15 protein-coding genes are annotated in these 16,638 nt (G+C 67.9%); 8 read left to right on the top strand and 7 right to left on the bottom strand.

Translation table 11 applies throughout. The features are described from left to right. Positions 1-5: 5 nt before the first annotated feature. Positions 6-812, bottom strand: a complete 807-nt coding sequence (locus ACZ1JS_RS02295; protein WP_465167537.1) for a hypothetical protein — start codon at positions 810-812, stop codon at positions 6-8. A gap of 121 nt (positions 813-933) precedes the next feature. Here ACZ1JS_RS02295 and ACZ1JS_RS02290 point away from each other — a divergent pair, with 121 nt between their 5' ends. The 8 genes from ACZ1JS_RS02290 to ACZ1JS_RS02255 all read left to right on the top strand — a co-directional run bounded on the left by ACZ1JS_RS02290 (position 934) and on the right by ACZ1JS_RS02255 (position 9,432). Further along, positions 934-1,608: a DUF4129 domain-containing protein gene (locus tag ACZ1JS_RS02290; RefSeq protein ID WP_465167536.1), complete on the top strand. Its 675-nt coding sequence runs from the start codon at positions 934-936 to the stop codon at positions 1,606-1,608. Beyond that, the gene (locus tag ACZ1JS_RS02285) at positions 1,605-2,828 is read left to right on the top strand and encodes a hypothetical protein (protein ID WP_465167535.1); all 1,224 of its coding nucleotides are present in this window, start codon (positions 1,605-1,607) and stop codon (positions 2,826-2,828) included. The genes ACZ1JS_RS02290 and ACZ1JS_RS02285 overlap by 4 nt, the downstream gene beginning before the upstream one ends. Then, positions 2,825-3,781: an AAA family ATPase gene (locus tag ACZ1JS_RS02280; protein ID WP_465167534.1), complete on the top strand. Its 957-nt coding sequence runs from the start codon at positions 2,825-2,827 to the stop codon at positions 3,779-3,781. The genes ACZ1JS_RS02285 and ACZ1JS_RS02280 overlap by 4 nt, the downstream gene beginning before the upstream one ends. Further along, positions 3,778-5,007 carry a DUF58 domain-containing protein gene (locus ACZ1JS_RS02275; RefSeq protein WP_465167533.1) on the top strand — a complete coding sequence of 410 codons (1,230 nt, stop codon included), beginning with the start codon at positions 3,778-3,780 and terminating at the stop codon, positions 5,005-5,007. The genes ACZ1JS_RS02280 and ACZ1JS_RS02275 overlap by 4 nt, the downstream gene beginning before the upstream one ends. After that, positions 5,004-5,990 carry a stage II sporulation protein M gene (locus ACZ1JS_RS02270; protein ID WP_465167532.1) on the top strand — a complete coding sequence of 329 codons (987 nt, stop codon included), beginning with the start codon at positions 5,004-5,006 and terminating at the stop codon, positions 5,988-5,990. Before ACZ1JS_RS02275 ends, ACZ1JS_RS02270 begins: the two co-directional genes overlap by 4 nt. Further along, complete coding sequence (locus tag ACZ1JS_RS02265; protein WP_465167531.1) at positions 5,983-6,876, top strand: RDD family protein; 894 nt, start codon at positions 5,983-5,985, stop codon at positions 6,874-6,876. Before ACZ1JS_RS02270 ends, ACZ1JS_RS02265 begins: the two co-directional genes overlap by 8 nt. Before the next feature lie 47 nt (positions 6,877-6,923). Beyond that, the gene (locus ACZ1JS_RS02260) at positions 6,924-8,693 is read left to right on the top strand and encodes a sensor domain-containing diguanylate cyclase (protein ID WP_465167530.1); all 1,770 of its coding nucleotides are present in this window, start codon (positions 6,924-6,926) and stop codon (positions 8,691-8,693) included. A 70-nt stretch (positions 8,694-8,763) separates the two neighbouring features. Continuing rightward, positions 8,764-9,432 carry a hypothetical protein gene (locus ACZ1JS_RS02255; protein WP_465167529.1) on the top strand — a complete coding sequence of 223 codons (669 nt, stop codon included), beginning with the start codon at positions 8,764-8,766 and terminating at the stop codon, positions 9,430-9,432. Between the two features lie 11 nt (positions 9,433-9,443). Here the strand turns inward: ACZ1JS_RS02255 and ACZ1JS_RS02250 are convergent, their stop codons facing one another. The 6 genes from ACZ1JS_RS02250 to ACZ1JS_RS02225 form a co-directional block, all read right to left on the bottom strand. Then, on the bottom strand, positions 9,444-10,283 hold the full coding sequence (locus tag ACZ1JS_RS02250; protein WP_465167528.1) for an HpcH/HpaI aldolase/citrate lyase family protein: 840 nt from the start codon (positions 10,281-10,283) through the stop codon (positions 9,444-9,446). Further along, positions 10,280-10,729: a MaoC family dehydratase gene (locus ACZ1JS_RS02245; RefSeq protein ID WP_465167527.1), complete on the bottom strand. Its 450-nt coding sequence runs from the start codon at positions 10,727-10,729 to the stop codon at positions 10,280-10,282. The genes ACZ1JS_RS02250 and ACZ1JS_RS02245 overlap by 4 nt, the downstream gene beginning before the upstream one ends. Then, positions 10,726-12,585 (bottom strand): acetyl/propionyl/methylcrotonyl-CoA carboxylase subunit alpha, encoded by a 1,860-nt coding sequence (locus ACZ1JS_RS02240; RefSeq protein ID WP_465167526.1) that lies wholly within the window; start codon positions 12,583-12,585, stop codon positions 10,726-10,728. The genes ACZ1JS_RS02245 and ACZ1JS_RS02240 overlap by 4 nt, the downstream gene beginning before the upstream one ends. 112 nt (positions 12,586-12,697) lie before the next feature. Next, the gene (locus ACZ1JS_RS02235) at positions 12,698-13,600 is read right to left on the bottom strand and encodes a DUF3088 domain-containing protein (RefSeq protein WP_465167525.1); all 903 of its coding nucleotides are present in this window, start codon (positions 13,598-13,600) and stop codon (positions 12,698-12,700) included. A gap of 277 nt (positions 13,601-13,877) precedes the next feature. Then, on the bottom strand, positions 13,878-15,473 hold the full coding sequence (locus ACZ1JS_RS02230) for a carboxyl transferase domain-containing protein (RefSeq protein WP_465167524.1): 1,596 nt from the start codon (positions 15,471-15,473) through the stop codon (positions 13,878-13,880). Next, positions 15,470-16,630, bottom strand: a complete 1,161-nt coding sequence (locus ACZ1JS_RS02225; RefSeq protein WP_465167523.1) for an acyl-CoA dehydrogenase family protein — start codon at positions 16,628-16,630, stop codon at positions 15,470-15,472. The genes ACZ1JS_RS02230 and ACZ1JS_RS02225 overlap by 4 nt, the downstream gene beginning before the upstream one ends. Positions 16,631-16,638: the final 8 nt, after the last annotated feature.

Raw genomic sequence — 16,638 nt, 5'->3', positions numbered from 1 at the left:
GTCGTTCAGGCGAACACCGCTTCGAGGTCATGGCTGCCCATGCCTTCCTTCGCGGTGCGCGCCTCGTGATAGACGGCGGCGGCACCAGTGGTCTGGATCAGGCCGGTCAGCGTGCCGGTAGTAGCCTGGATGATCACCTCGGTCAGGCTGCCATCCTCGACGCCGAGTGCGAGGATCAATGCCTTCCCCATGCCGGCGAACAACATATAGAAGACGAAGGCGATGACCAGCAGGAGGAGCAGCCGCCAGCGCATCCCGCTCATCAATTCTCCACTACGTGCAAAACAACCGAACACGCTCCGCCCTTCGGTCGCCAGCACCGGCCACACCACGAACCATGTCAACGACAACACGATCCCCGGGATTACGAACATCAGGAACCCCGCGCTCAGCCCGATCGCTATCAGAACAAACAGAATTATCCCCGGAAAATACCGCTTCGCTGCGACTGTCAGCGCCTCGCGCAGGTTGATGGCCCGGCCGTCGAGCACGTCGATCGCAATCACCGTCGTGAACAGCGTTACCAACGGGTAGATCAGCAGATACAAGATGCCGATGCCCATCATCCCGATCCACCGGTTTGCAGCAACACCATTGAGAAAATGCGGTACAAGCGTCGTTGACCCGATCAGCGCAAAGCTTGCCACGATCAAGGCCACCGGTGCGCCGCCGATCGCGCCGAAGCTGTTGGAAATCACTCGTCCGATGCCGAAGCTGTAGGGCGAGTTGCGACCCTCGTGCCACGCGCCGAACAGGAACGTGCCGAAGAACAATACCGGCAACAATACCAATATGAACGTTGCGGCAAACATGACACTCCCCCGATGCCTGCCCCGGCATCGACCGAAAGTCTGGGTGGAAAAGCGTTGCATGTAAATCGGCGATTTGCTCCAAGCAGGGCACACGCCGCGGGGGCGTACCGAAGGGACCGACGTGGCGCGGGGGCAGATCGCGGACAGCGTGAACAATGCCGCGTCGGCCGTGCCCGCGATCGATTCCGATCGCGTGACGGCGGCATGGAAGGCGATCCGCGCCGATCCGTCGATCCAGTTCAACCTGCCCCCCAAACCGATCGAGCCGCCCGAACCGCCGCCCGGCTGGCTCGAACCGGTGCTGCGCGCGATCGGCAGTTTTATCGAATGGGTCGGCGGCGGATGGCAGCTGATCCTGTGGATCATCGGCATCGCCATCGCCGCCGCACTCCTCTTCGCGCTGGTGCCGGGCCTGCGCGACTGGCTGCGCGAACGCTTCGCCGGCAAGCCCCTGCCCGAAGAACCGCAATGGGCACCGACCGAGACCCGCGCCCGCGCGCTGCTGGAGGATGCCGACGCGCTTGCCGCCGCCGGGCGGTTCGACGAAGCGGTCCACCTGCTCCTCTTCCGCAGCATCGACGACATCGTCGCATGGCGCGGCGACGTGGTGCGCCCGGCCGATACCAGCCGCGACATCGCCCGTGCCGACGCGCTGCCCCCGGCGGCGCGCGGCGTGTTCGCCGGCATCGTCGCCGCGGTCGAACGCAGCCTGTTCGGCGGGCGCGCCCTTGGCGATGACGACTGGCAACGGGCGCGCGCCGACTATGCCGGTTTCGCTCTGAAGGGTGGTCGGTGAACCAGTCCTCGCCCTTCGCCGTCCGCACCGTCATCCTCCTCGTGATCGGCGGCGCGCTGCTGCTGCTCGCCTCGATCCTGATGTCCGGGTTCGGCGATGAATTGTCGCGCGCCGTCGGCGATGCGCCGGCTGCCGATCGCAAGGACGGGGCCGGATATCACGCGTTGAAACGGCTGGTCGGTGCGGTGCAGCCGGCCGAGCGCGACGACAAGGATACGCTGAACAATCCGGCGATCCTGATCCTGACCCCGACGGAAACGACGCGCCCGGAGGATATCAAGACGATCGTCGACCGGCGCATCGCCCTCGCCAGTGCATCGACCGGCGGCGACGACTTCGTCGAGCGGGAGGGCCATCCGCTGATGCGCTTTCCCACGCTTATCATCCTGCCCAAATGGCAGACCGAGGCAATTCCGTTGGGTGGGGGAAGGGTCCGTCGTACGGGCGTCGTCAACCTGAATCGTGTCGAGAAGCTCGTCCCCGCCGAGATCGAATGGCATCACGAAGATCGGGAGAATGTCGGGGTCAGCGTCGATTATCCCGAAATACGCTCCTTCGCCGTCCCCGACCGACCGCTCTACGCGGTGAAGGGCGACGCGATCGAACCGCTGATCGTCGCGCGCGACGGCGCGGCGGTGCTGGGACAGATCGGCAGCAGCGACACCTTCGTCCTTGTCGATCCCGATCTGGTCAACAACCGCGCCATGGCCGACGAACGCAATGCGCGGGCGGCGCTCGCCATGCTGCGCGCGATCGACCCCGAACATGACGGGCGCGCGGTGTTCGACCGCTCGCTCCATTACACGCGCGGCGACCGCAATCTGGTCAAGCTGCTGTTCCTGCCACCGTTCCTCGGCGTGACCCTCGCGCTGATCGCCGCCGCGATCCTCGCCGGCATCGCCGCCGCCGGACGCTTCGGCCCGCCGGTCGCCGATCCGCGCGGAGTGGCGCTCGGCAAGCGGGCGTTGATCGACAATATCGTCGCGCTGACCCGGCTGGCGCGGCGTACCGCCCGCGCCGGCGAACGCTATGCCGATACCATGCTGGAGGTGACGTCGCGGCGGCTGCTGGCAGGCGAAACCCCCTCGCCCGAACGGCTCGACCGCATTCATCCCGGCTATTCCGAACTCGACCGCCGCCTGCGCGATGCCGACACCGAAAGCGACGCATTGGCCGCGGCGAAAGACCTGCACGCATGGAAGAAGGAAACAGGCGCATGACGCTCGACGAGGTACGGTCGCTGGGATCGGCGATCGACCGGGAGATCGGCAAGGCAGTGGTGGGACAGGCGGACGCCGTCCGGCTGCTCACCATCGCCTTGTTCTCGGCCGGTCACGTCCTGCTCGAAGGACCACCGGGCACTGCCAAGACGCTGCTGGCGCAGAGCTTCGCGCGGACGCTGGGGCTCGATTTCGGCCGCATCCAGTTCACGCCGGACCTGATGCCCGGCGATATCATCGGCTCGAACCTGTTCAATTTCCAGACGTCGCAATTCGCGCTAACCCGCGGCCCGGTATTCTGCGAATTGCTGCTGGCCGACGAGATCAACCGCACCCCGCCCAAGACGCAGGCGGCGCTGCTGGAGGCGATGCAAGAACGCCGCATCACCATCGACGGCCGGACCGAGCAACTGTCGGACCGCTTCACCGTCGTCGCGACGCAAAACCCGATCGAGCAACAGGGCGTCTATCCGCTGCCCGAGGCGCAGCTTGACCGCTTCCTGTTCAAGATCGCGATCGGCTGGCCCGATCTGGAGGCCGAACGCGCCATCGTCGCCCAATATGGCACCCGCACCGGCACCCCCGCCCCGCAGGATTCGGGCGTCGAACGGGTTGCCGATGCGGGCGCAATCGCCGCCGCGATCGACGCGGTCGGACAGGTGCGGCTGGTCGACGAGGTCATCGACTATATCGTCCGCCTGATCCGCGCGACCCGCGAACATGGCGACCTGTCCTCGGGCGCCTCACCCCGCGCGGCATCGGCACTGGCGGCGGCGGCACGGGCGGCAGCGGCGCTCGACGGACGCGATTATGTCCTGCCCGACGATGTGAAGACGCTGGCCCCCGCGCTGCTGCGCCACCGTCTGATCCTGTCGCCCAGCGCCGAGATCGACGGCCGCCGGATCGACGATGTCGTCGCCGGCCTGATCGCATCGGTCGAAGCACCGCGATGATCGTCCCCACGCCCCGCGCGATCCAGCTGACCGCGCTTGCCGCGCCGGTCGGCCTCGCGCTGGGCGTGCTGGCCCCGGCGGCATGGATCGCCGCGCCGGTGTGGATCGTGGGGGTGCTGGCGCTGATCGTGGCCGACGCCTTGTTGGCGAAGCAGCCGGCGGCAGCGCTCCCCGACCTGCCGACGACGCTGAACATCGGCGAGACCTTCCGGCTGGGCAGCGCCGACCTCGCCGCCGCGATCGACGGTCCGGTCGAACGCAGCCGCCCCGGCGAATATCGCGCGGTCCGGCGCGGCCGGGCGCGGCTGCATCGGCTGTGGACACGGCAGGCCGGTCCGCTCGGGCTGGCATGGCGGCAGACCAGCCGCAAGACCGACCGCACCATCGCCATTCTGCCCGACATCCGCCCGGTCCGCGATCAGGGGATGCGCCAGTATTTGAACAGCGTGTCGGCCGGCAACCGCCTGCGCCGCGACCATGGCGACGGGCAGGATTTTCAGGTCCTGACCGATTTTCAGCCGGGCATGGAGCGCCGCGCGATCGACTGGAAGGCATCGGCCCGCCACGCGTCCTTGCTGGCGCGCGAATTCCATACCGAACGCGACAATATGATCGTCTTCGCGGTCGATGCCGGCCGCGCGATGACCGATCCGGTCGGCGACGTGCCGCGCATCGATCGTGCGGTGTCGTCGGCGCTGCTCGCGGCCTTCGTCGCCCTCAAATCGGGCGACCGGGTGCGGCTCTATTCCTTTGCCGCCCGGCCGCAGGTCGACAGCGGCAGCATATCGGGCGGCACGCGCGGCTTTGCCCGGCTGCACCACGCCGCCGCCGATATCGATTACGGCGTGGAGGAGAGCAATTACACGCTCGGCCTCGTCACGCTCGACCAGAAGCTCGACCGGCGCGCGCTGGTGGTGCTGTTCACCGAATTCACCGACACCACCAGCGCCGAATTGTTGCTGGCGGCAGCGCAGCGGATGTTGAAACGCCACCGCGTGCTGTTCGTCCTCTTCCGCGACCTCGAACTGGAGGGGGTTCGCGATGCCGTGCCCGATAGCGCCGACGACCTCGTCCGCGCCAATGTCGCCCATATGCTGCTGCGCGACCGCGCGATCGTTGTCGAACGGCTGCGGCGCATGGGCATCGACGTGATCGAGGCCGCGGCGGACGCGATGCCGCTCGCTTTGGTCGAACGCTATGTGAACCACCGGGAGCGCGGACGATGAGTGTCAACTTCGGCGCCCATCATTTCCGCACCGAACGCGAAGCCGACTGGGCGCGTCTGGAGGAACTCCTTGATAAGCTGGAGGCAAAATCGCCCCGCCGCCTGTCCGACACCGACCTGATCGACCTCCCGCGCCTCTACCGCGCGACACTATCGTCACTTTCGATCGCCCGCGCCACCTCGCTCGACGCCTCGCTGGTCGGCTATCTGGAGGCGCTGTCGACCCGCGCCTATTTCGCGCTCTATTCCGCGCGCGAACCCTGGGGCCGGCAGGTAAAGGCTTTCTTCACAACGCATTGGCCGCGCGCCGTTCGTGCCATCGCGTGGGAATTGCTGCTGTCGACCGCGCTGCTGCTGCTCAGCGCCTTCGCCGCCTATCACCTCGTCCGCAGCGATCCGGCATGGTATTCGGCGATGATCTCCCCCGAGCTCGCCAGCGGTCGCGACATGAATGCCAACGCCGCGACCCTGCGGGAATCGCTCTACGGCAAGCCGGGCGAAGCGCCGCTCGAAATCTTCGCGACGTCGCTCTTCACCCATAATTCGCAGGTTGCGATCCTCGCCTTTGCCCTCGGCTTCCTGTTCGGCATCCCGACGATCATCCTGGCCGTACAGAATGGCGCGATGGGCGGCGCGATGTTCGCCGCCTTCGTGCCGCATGGCCTTGGCTGGGGGCTGTTCGCGTGGCTGATGATCCACGGCACGACCGAGATCGCCGCGATCGCCATCGCGAGTGCGGCGGGGATCCATATCGGCCGCGCGGTCGCCTTTCCCGGCGACCGGTCACGCATGGCCGCGGCGGCAGAGGCCGGACGGCGTGGCGCGATCGTGATGATCGGCGTCATCCTGATGCTGCTGATCGCCGGGCTGCTGGAAGGGTTCGGCCGGCAGCTCGTCAATGACGACAGCGCACGCCTCGCGATCGGCGGCGGAATGCTGGCGCTGTGGATCGCGTATTTCAGCTTCGGCGGCCGGCGTGGCTAAACGACCGCGCAAGCCGCGTGTGCCGCGCACGCTCGACCGGCAACTGGTGACGCCCGAAGGGGTGCCGCTCAACCTCCGGCTCGGCTCGGCGGGGGCGCGCGCGGGTGCGTTCACGATCGATGCGATCATCATGCTCGCCATCCTGATCGGAACGACGCTGCTGATCGCCGCGCTGGCGATCGGCGGTCCCAAGGGTGCACGATCGCTCTACGCGATCGTCTGGCTGCTTGGCTTCTTCGTGCTCCGCAACTTCTACTTCGTCCTGCACGAAGCCGGCCGGCGGGCGGCGACGCCGGGCAAGCGGCTGATGAAGCTGCGCGTCGTGTCGCGCGACGGCGCACGGCTGACCGGCGCTGCGGTCCTCGCCCGCAATCTGATGCGCGAGATCGAAGTGTTCCTGCCGCTCGCCTTTCTGGGGTTCGCCTTTGCCGAGGGGATGGCGTCGCGCTGGACGGCGCTGCTGGCGCTGGGCTGGGCGCTGATCCTGCTGTTCCTGCCGCTGTTCAATCGCGACCGGCTGCGCGCGGGCGACCTGATCGCCGGGACATGGGTGGTCGAGCGCGAGGTGCGCAAGCTGGGGGAGGATCTGTTGATCCAGACCGCGCACGAAAAGGACCGGGCCCGGATCGCGCCCTTCACCGCCGCCGAACTCGACGCCTATGGCGCGTTCGAACTGCAGCGGCTGGAGGATGTGCTGCGCCGGAACGACCGGACCGACCTGTTCGCGGTCGCGGGGGCGATCCGGCGCAAACTGGGCCGGGCCGACGAGGGTGCCGACCTTGCCTTTCTCGAAGCCTATTATGGTGACCTTCGCCGCCATCTCGAACGAAAATTACTGTTCGGCCAGCGCAAGCGCGACAAATTCGATCGTAACGAATTGAGCTAACTGCGATTTATACGCCGCGTTAACCGTACTGCGTCACCATGCGGACCATGTCGACGGGAAATCGCAGGATCGGGATCGCGCTTTGTTCGGGCCTGATCTATTTCCTGTCGGCATTGCTGACCGTCGATCCCGTTCCCGACCGGAGCGTGGCGACGATCTGGCTCGCCTCTCCGGCACTCCTTGCGCTGCTGATCGTGCGGTCGCGTCGCGATTGGCGCGCGATGCTGATCGGCGCGACGATCGCCAGCCTGACGGCATCGGTCGTGCGTGGATCCGGCATGATCGCCGCCGTGCCGATAGCCGTGGCCCAGATAGGAGAGGTCGCGATCGCCATCTGGCTGTTCCACCGGATGAAGATACGCCGCAGCTTCCTCGGCACGCTCGCCCGGATCGGGCGGTATGTGCTGGCAATCGGGATCGTCGCTCCGGCGCTGGGGGCGACGATCGCCGCCAGCGCCGCCGCCCTGCATTTCGACCAGGCCTTCATGCCGCAGTGGCGGACGTGGTTCGTCGGCCACGGGCTGGGGATGATCGCGCTGACGCCGCTGTTCGCGATGCTGTTTTCGGGTGCGATCCGGCGCTGGTGGCGTGAGGCCGCACCGACGCTCCGCGGCGAGGGCCTGATGCTGCTCGCCGCAACGGCGATCGTCGCGATGGGAGTCTTCGGGCAGGACCGCCTGCCGTTGCTGTTCCTGCCGATCCTGCCGGTGATGCTCACCACCTTCCGACTGGGGCTGATCGGTGCCGCGACCTCGACGACGATACTGGCGGCGATCGGCGGCTATGCGACGCTGCACGACATGGGTCCGACGAATTTCCTTGGAGACGACCTCCATCTCCGGCTCGAATTCCTGCAGCTCTACATCGCCAGCACGGTGCTGACCGCCTTTCCGGTCGCGGCCGATCTTGGTCGCCGGCAATCGCTTTACCGCCGGTTGCGCGAGAGCGAGGCACGCTATCGCCTGCTGGCCGACCATTCGAGCGACATCGTCCTGAGCCTCGACCGACGCGGTCGCATCGCCTATGTTTCGCGCTCCATCGAAACGGTCGCGGGCCGATCGCCGGGCCAGCTGCTCGGCACACGGGCGCTCGAAATGGTGCATCCGTCCGACCGCGACCTGGCGCTGGTCGGGCATCGCGATGCGATCCAGACACCGACGGGCACGCAGATCGTCGAATATCGTGCGCAGGTGGCCGGAGGCGCGCTACGCTGGTTCGAAGCGCATATCCGGGCGGTGACCGATGAACACGGCGCAGTCACTGGTACGGTCTCGATGATCCGCGACGTGTCGCATCGCAAATCGCGGGAGGCCGAATTGTCACGCGCGGCGTCGACCGATCCGTTGACCGGCCTCGTCAATCGGCGGGTGTTCGATGCGGCATTGGCCGCGCGCCTCGACACCGCGGCGAGAGGCGGTCGCGGCGGCTGCGTCGCGGTGTTCGACCTCGACCATTTCAAGGCGGTCAACGACCGGTTCGGCCATGATGTGGGCGACCATGTCCTGCAATGCTTCGCCCGGATCGCGCAAGGCGTCGTGGGCACGGACGACGTCGTCGCGCGGTTGGGCGGCGAGGAATTCGGAATCCTGTTCCCAGACGCCGACATCGCCCGCGCCCAGCAGTTGAGCGAAAGGCTGCGCGCAACGCTGGCGGGAAGCCGGCTGACCCACGGCGGAATATGGGTCGAACTGACCGCCAGCGCCGGGATCGCGACGATCGACGGCGGAGCCAGTGCCGCCGCGGTGCTGCGCGCCGCCGATCGCGCGCTATACGTCGCAAAGGCGGAGGGACGCGACCGGCTGCGCATCGCCGCATGACGGCGCGGTGGCGACGGCGGCGCAATTGATGATAGGGTCGGCGACCTTGAACGAGCAAAGGAGGCGCGGTGTGCGCGAGACATGGTATCGCGACCCGCGATTGGGACTGGCGATAGCAACGGTCGCCGCGATCGTGGTGGGCATCGCCGCCGGATCGACCGCCGAACCGTTGTGGCGCGTGCTGCTGCTGGCGATGGCCGGGTTCGCGCTGGTAGGATGGGGCTGGTTCGCGATCCAGGGCGTTGGCTGGTTGTGGCGGCGACCCGATCGGCGCGAAATCCTGCGGGCGCTGACGCTGCAAGAGTCGCAACAGAACTTCAACCAGGCGGCATGGGGCCGGTTCGATCGCGATGCGACTATGCTGCGCATGCTGCTGGCGGAACGGGCGCTGATTCCGATCGAGGCCGAACTGGTCCGCCACGCCATGGCGGTCGAGCAGTTCACCGCCGTCGCCGAAGCGCTGCCCGGTTTTTCCCGATCTGCGGCCTATTGGTACGATATCGCGTCGCAGGGCCATGCCGGTCTGCCGCACGCCACGCCCGCGCCCAGCGCGACCGCGTTGGAGGAAGCCGCCGCCGACCTGCCCGCGACGCCGCTGTCCGACGACGACCGGCGCGCTGCGCTCCATTATCTGGCCGTCCGCAAGCGGCTGACCGCCGACCGGGCACTGGTCGAGCGCGAACGCCGCGCCGCGCTGCGCAAGCTGGCCGCACCCCCACCCTCGATCCCGGTCGAGTAGGACGGCCCTCGTTACGCGGCCCCCAGCACCCGCCGGGCCTGTTTAAGATGCGGTGCATCGACCATGCGGCCGTCGACCTGCAACGCGCCGGCATCGGGCTGCGCGGTGAAGGCATCGACGATCGCCTGCGCCCGCGCGATGGCTGCGGGGGAAGGGGTGAAGGCGGCATTGATGGCCGCAACCTGTGCAGGGTGGATCGCCATCATCCCGGTGAAACCGTCCCGGGCCGCCCGGGCGGCATAGGCAGCCAACCCCGCTTCGTCACGGATCGTCGGATAGACGGTGTCGATCGCCGCCACGCCGGCCGCGTGCGCGCCGAACAGGGTCAACGAGCGGGCGAGTTCATAGGGCGCGGTATAGCGACCATCGTCCTCGCGCGCAGTCGTCGCGCCGATCGCGGCGGGCAGGTCCTCCGCCCCCCAGGTTAGCCCGGCGAGACGGTGCGCAACCGCCGCATAGCTGCCGATCTGGAAAATCGCTGCCGGCGTTTCGGTCGCGATCGGGAGCAGCGGGAGATCGGTAAGGCCGCGCTCGGCCAGCAGCGTATCGATGCGGGCGATGGTCGCCGCGCCCTCGGCCTTGGGCACCACGATGCCGTCAGGTCGGGTGCCGAGCAGCGCATCGAGGTCGCCGACCGCCAGCGCCCCGTCGACCGGATTGATGCGGACGAAGCGCGGGACCGCAGCCGGCTCGCTCAGCCATCCGGCGACCGCGGTGCGGGCATTCTCCTTGGCAGAGGCGGCGACCGCATCCTCGAGATCGAGGATCAGCGCATCCGCCCCGCTCGCCGCCGCCTTGGCGAAGCGATCGGGCCGGTCGCCGGGCACGAACAGCAGCGAACGCAGCCTCATGGCCGGCGCTTCAGCAGGGCGCTGCGCAGGCAGCGGCAGACGGTCTCGTCGCGCTGGTTGTGCAACTCGTGGGTGAAGGTCACGATTCCGGCGTCGGGGCGCGACCGGCTGTCCTTCAACGCGGTAACCTCCGTCGTGGCGCGCAGCGTGTCGCCTATGAATACCGGCTTCGGCATCACCAACTGGTCGTAGCCGAGATTGGCGACCAGCGTGCCAAGCGTCGTCTCACCGACCGAGAGGCCGACCATCAACGCAAAGGTGAAGGTGCCGTTGACGAGGATCTGCCCGAACTCCGACGCCCTTGCCGCCTCCGCATCGATGTGCAGCGGCTGCGGGTTGTGGGTCATCGCCGAGAACAGCAAATTGTCGGTCTCAGTCACGGTACGGCGGATCGGGTGGTCGATCCGGTCGCCGATCTGCCATTCGTCGTAGAAACGGCCGCTCATGCTTCGTCCTTCGCGATGCGGGCCAGCAGCACGCCTTCGGCGACCTGCGTCCCTTCGCGGGCGGACAGGTCGGCGACCACGCCGTCGAACGGGCTGAGCAGCGCCTGTTCCATCTTCATCGCCTCCAGCACCACCAGCCGCTGACCGGCGGTTACACGGTCGCCCGGCGCCACCGCGACCGCGACGATACGGCCGGGCATGGGCGAGAGGATCGCGCCGTCGCCGGCACTCCCCGCCCCGCCCTGCCCCGCGACCGGTGCGGCAAAGGGAAAGGCTTCGCCGGCAGCGAACAGGACGCGTTCATGGGCGACCTGCGCGATTTGCCCGGCCGCGCCTAAGGGGGCGAGATGGGTCGTGCCGCCGATCGAGACCGCGACGCGGGTGTCGGGTTCGGCGTTGAGGCGGAAGCCGGTCAGCGCCTGCCACGGATCGGTCGGGTCGGTCGCGACCAGCGCCGCCGCCGCGCTGCCGATCACGGTTTCGGGCGGGGTGCCGGTCGGGACCAGCGTCTCCAGATGGCGTTCGATAAAGCCGGTATCGATCCGCGCGGCCACGAAATCGGCGTTGCAAGCACAGCGGGCGAGGAAGGCGGCGTTGGTGCGGACCGGCCAGACCTGCACCTGCGACGCGGCCTTCGCCAGCGCCGCGGCGGCGGCGGTGCGGGTCGGGCGGTGGACGATCAGCTTGGCGATCATCGGGTCGTAATGCGGCGTCACCGCATCGCCCTGCCGCACGCCGGCATCGACACGGATATCGTCGGGCAGTTTCAAGTGCGTGAGGGGGCCGGTCGAAGGAAGAAAGCCGGTCGTGGGGTTTTCGGCATAAAGCCGCGCCTCCATCGCCCAGCCGTTGATAGCCAACTGGTCCTGCCGCAGGGGCAATGGCTCGCCCGAGGCGACGCGGAGCTGCCATTCGACCAGATCGGTGCCGGTGATTGCCTCGGTCACCGGATGTTCGACCTGCAGCCGGGTGTTCATTTCCATGAACCAGATGCGGTCGGCGCTAAGTCCCTGCGATCCATCGGCGATGAATTCGATCGTCCCCGCCCCGACATAGTCGACCGCGCGGGCGGCGCGGACGGCGGCGTCGCAGACGGCGGCGCGGGTCGCCGCGTCCATGCCGGGGGCCGGCGCTTCCTCGATCACCTTCTGATGGCGGCGTTGCAGCGAGCAGTCGCGTTCGAACAGGTGGACGGCGTTGCCATGGGCGTCGCCAAAGACCTGCACCTCGATATGGCGCGGGGAAAGAATGTATTTCTCGATCAGGACGCGGTCGTCGCCAAAGGCGGCGGCGGCTTCGCGGCGGCAGCTGTCGAGCGCTTCGAGAAAGGCGGCGGGGGCGTCGACGCGGCGCATGCCCTTGCCACCGCCGCCGGCCACGGCCTTGATCAGCACGGGATAGCCGATCGCGTCGGCCTCCGCCCGCAACCGGTCGGGGGACTGGTCGTCGCCCAGATAGCCGGGGGTAACGGGGACGCCGGCGGCGATCATCCGCGCCTTGGCCGCGTCCTTCAGGCCCATCGCCCGGATCGCGGGTGCGGGCGCGCCGACCCAGACCAGGCCGGCGGCGGTAACGGCTTCGGCGAACTCGGCATTTTCGGACAGGAAGCCATAGCCGGGATGGATCGCCGCCGCGCCGGTTTCGCGGGCGGCGGCGAGGATTTTCGCGCCGTCGAGATAGCTTTCGCGGGCCGGGGCCGGGCCGATGCAGACCGCCTGGTCCGCCTCGGTCACGAAGGGCAGGTTGGCGTCGACGTCGCTATGGACGGCGACGGTGCGGATGCCGAGGCGGCGGGCGGTGCGAAGGATGCGGCGGGCGATTTCACCGCGATTCGCGATCAGGAGCGATTCGATCACCGGAGGCCCCCGAAGGTGACGAAGTTGCCACGTAGATGGCCTTCGCGAGCGGTCGCGGCGACGCGCCCGGCGGGCGGGACAGGATAGGTCGGAGGAAACGTGTAGGAAAGCGTCATGGATGCGCCTCCGGAAAACCATGGCGGAGATGGAGCGCGTGGAGCAGCCCCTTGAAGTCGCTGACGAAACGGGTGTCGCCGTGACGGCCGTCCGCAAGCGCGGCATCGGCACCGGCGCCAAGGACCAGCAGCGGCAGGTTCTGGTGCGCTTCCCCCACCACCGCGATCACCGCGTCGCGGGGACGCGGATAGGGGATGCGGATCACCTCCAGCTCGGACGCCTTGTCGGGGAAACGGGCCAGCAGACCGTCGATGGTGACACAGTCGCGGCAATAGAAGCTGCGGCCGGGATAGGCCGGGTCTTCGAATTGCGGGTCGAGCAGGTAGAGGCGGTCGCGCATGGGCTGTTCCGTAGGGATAGGGTCGGCGTGGGGATCGACGCTGGTCGGGGACGAAGCGGGCGGTTGTGGCGTAAAATCGACGCGCGGGCCGAGCATCGCGGCAGCGGCGAGCGCAAGATCGCGAGCGCTAACCTCCGGCGCGGACAGCGGATTGGGCTGAAACGCATCGGCGATCGCGGCGCGCGCGGTGACCGGATCGGGCGCGAAGGCGGCGGCGAGACGCTGGGCGATCGCCTCGGCCTGGGCAGTGGTCGCCTTCGCCTCGGGCGTCAGCGTACCGCCGTCGCGGGGGTTCGGGGCGGCAGCAAGCTGCGCCTCAACTTCGGCGGTGACGCGGGCGACGGTGTGAAGAAAGCTCGACAGCGCGGTGCCCGGCGGCAGGCTGGCGATGGCGCGGGTGACCATGGCGAGGATCGCGTCATAGGCGACGCTGTCGATGCCGGTGTTCGGGCCGGGGGTGAAGCCGGACGCCGGCCCGGTCGGGGTTTTCGCCGGGGTGAAGGCCGGTTCGGTCGGCTTGGTCGGGCGGATCGGGGGGAGGTTGGAGATGGTGGTCATGCGGCCGCACCTTCCCCAAGCGGGCCGTACCCCGGCGCAGGCCGGGGTCCAGTTACGGGCGGGTTGCGGTCATTGGATGAGGTTCCCCAACTGGGCCCCGGCCTTCGCCGGGGTACGTCCAGTGGGTTGGGCGAGGTCCTGCTTCGAACGATCGCGTGCCCCGGCGCGGGCGGGGGACCAGTTACCGCCGGTGCGTGCCAGCCATTGTCGTCCCCCAACTGGGCCCCGGCCTTCGCCGGGGTACGAACTGGCCGGTGGGATCGCGCAATCCTCATCATCACATCCGGAAGATGCCGAACTGCGCGCGGTCGGCGATGGGTGCGTTGAGCGTCGCCGACAAAGCGAGGCCGAGCACGTCGCGGGTCTGTTCGGGGAGGATTACGCCGTCGTCCCACAGCCGGGCGGTGGCGTAATAGGGGCTGCCTTCCACTTCGTAGCGATCGCGGATCGGGGTCTTGAACGCTTCGGCTTCCTCCGGCGTCCATGTATCGGCATCGCGGTGGACGGTCGCGAGCACGCTCGCCGCCTGTTCGCCGCCCATTACCGAGATGCGGCTGTTGGGCCAGGTAAACAGAAAGCGCGGGCTGTAGGCGCGGCCGCACATGCCGTAATTACCGGCCCCGAAGCTGCCGCCGATCAGGACGGTCAGTTTCGGCACCTGTGCGGTGGCGACGGCGGTGACCAGCTTCGCGCCATGTTTGGCAATGCCTTCCGCCTCATATTTGCCGCCGACCATGAAGCCCGAGATATTCTGAAGAAACAGCAACGGCGTGCGGCGCTGACAGGCGAGTTCGATGAAATGCGCGCCCTTTAGCGCGCTTTCGGAGAAGAGCACGCCGTTGTTCGCGAGGATCGCGACCGGCATCCCCCAGATGCGCGCGAAGCCGCAGACCAGCGTCGTGCCGTAGAGCGGCTTGAATTCGTGCAGTTCCGATCCGTCGACGATGCGCCCGATCACCTCGCGCACGTCATAGGGGGCGCGGACATCGGTCGGCACGATGCCGGCAAGGTCGGCCGCGTCGTGGAGCGGCGGACGCGGGTCGGTGAGCGCCAGTTCCGCGCGGCGCGGCGGGGGCAAGGTCGCGACGATATCGCGGACGATCAGCAGCGCCTGCTCATCATCCTCCGCGACATGATCGACCACGCCCGATTTGCGGCCATGGGTGTCGGCCCCGCCCAGTTCCTCGGCGCTGATGACCTCGCCGGTCGCGGCCTTGACCAGCGGCGGGCCGGCGAGGAAGATCGTCCCCTGCCCACGCACGATCACCGTTTCGTCGGACATGGCAGGGACATAGGCGCCGCCCGCCGTGCAACTGCCCAGCACGCAGGCGATCTGGGGAATGCCCTTTGCGGACATCTGCGCCTGATTGAAGAAGATGCGGCCGAAATGGTCGCGGTCGGGGAACACCTCCGCCTGATGCGGCAGGTTCGCGCCACCGCTGTCGACCAGATAGATGCAGGGCAGATGATTTTCCGAGGCGATCTCCTGCGCGCGGAGATGCTTCTTGACCGTCATCGGGAAGTACGCGCCGCCCTTTACGGTCGGATCGTTGGCGACGACCATCACCTGCCGGCCATGGACGCGGCCGATGCCGGCGATCACACCCGCCGCCGGAGCCTCGTCGCCATACATGCCGCCCGCCGCCAGCGCGCCGATTTCAAGGAAGGGCGATCCGGCGTCGAGCAGGCGGTGGATGCGGTCGCGCGGCAACAGCTTGCCGCGCGCGACATGGCGTTCGCGGCTGCGCTCGGGTCCGCCCGATGCGGTGCGGGCGGTACGTTCGCGAAGATCGGCGGCGAGCGCTTCGTTGTGCGCGGTATTGGCGGCGAAGGCGTCCGATCCACGATCGACCAGCGTCGGCAGCACCGTCATTGTGCGCGCGTCCCCTCGCCCAGCAATTCGCGACCGATCAGCATCCGGCGAACTTCGTTGGTTCCGGCACCGATGTCGAGCAGCTTCGCGTCGCGATAATAGCGTTCGACCGGCCAGTCCTTCGTATAGCCCGCCCCGCCCAGCGCCTGGATCGCGTCATTGGCGACCTTCACCGCATTTTCCGACGCCAGCAGGATCGCGCCCGCCGCGTCGTGGCGGGTGGTGCGGCCGGCGTCGCAGGCACGGGCGACCGCATAGACATAGGCCCGCGCCGAATTGAGCGCGACCGACATGTCGGCGATCTTGCCCTGCATCAGCTGGAACGCACCGATCGGCTTGCCGAACTGCTTGCGCTCGGCGACGTACGGCAGGACGGTGTCGAGGCACGCCTGCATCAGCCCCAACTGGATGCCCGACAGCACGACGCGTTCGTAATCGAGGCCCGACATCAGCACGCCGACGCCACCGTTGAGCGGACCCATGACGTTATCGTCCGGCACGAAACAGTCGTTGAAGACCAGTTCGGCGGTCGGCGATCCGCGCATCCCCATCTTGTCGATCTTCTGGCCGATTGCGAAACCGGCAAAGTCCTTCTCGATCAGGAAGGCGGTAATCCCCTTCGATCCCGCGTCCGGTGCGGTCTTGGCATAGACGACCAGCGTCGCGGCATAGGGGGCGTTGGTGATCCAGAATTTAGTGCCGTTCAGCCGATAGCCGCCATCGACCTTGTCGGCGCGCAGCTTCATCGACACGACGTCGGAGCCGGCACCGACTTCGGACATGGCGAGCGACCCGACATGTTCGCCGCTGATGAGTTTGGGGAGATATTTCGCCTTTTGCTCAGGCGACCCCCAGCGCGCGATCTGGTTGACGCACAGGTTGGAATGCGCGCCATAGGACAGGCCGACCGAGGCGGAGGCGCGGGCGACTTCCTCGCAGGCGACGACATGTTCGAGATAGCCGAGGCCTAGGCCGCCATCTTCCTCGCTTACGGTGATGCCGTGCAGCCCGAGCGCGCCCATTTCGGGCCAGAGTTCTTGCGGAAAGCGATCCTCGGCATCGACGGCGGCGGCGATCGGCGCGATGCGATCGGCGGCGAAGCGCTGCGTGGTCTCGCGAATGGCATCGGCCATCTCGCCGAGCGCGAAATCGAGCATGTCTCTCT

It is taken from the genome of Sphingomonas sp. BL-S-05, assembly GCF_055521695.1.
This window is presented reverse-complemented; position numbering and strand designations above follow the sequence as displayed.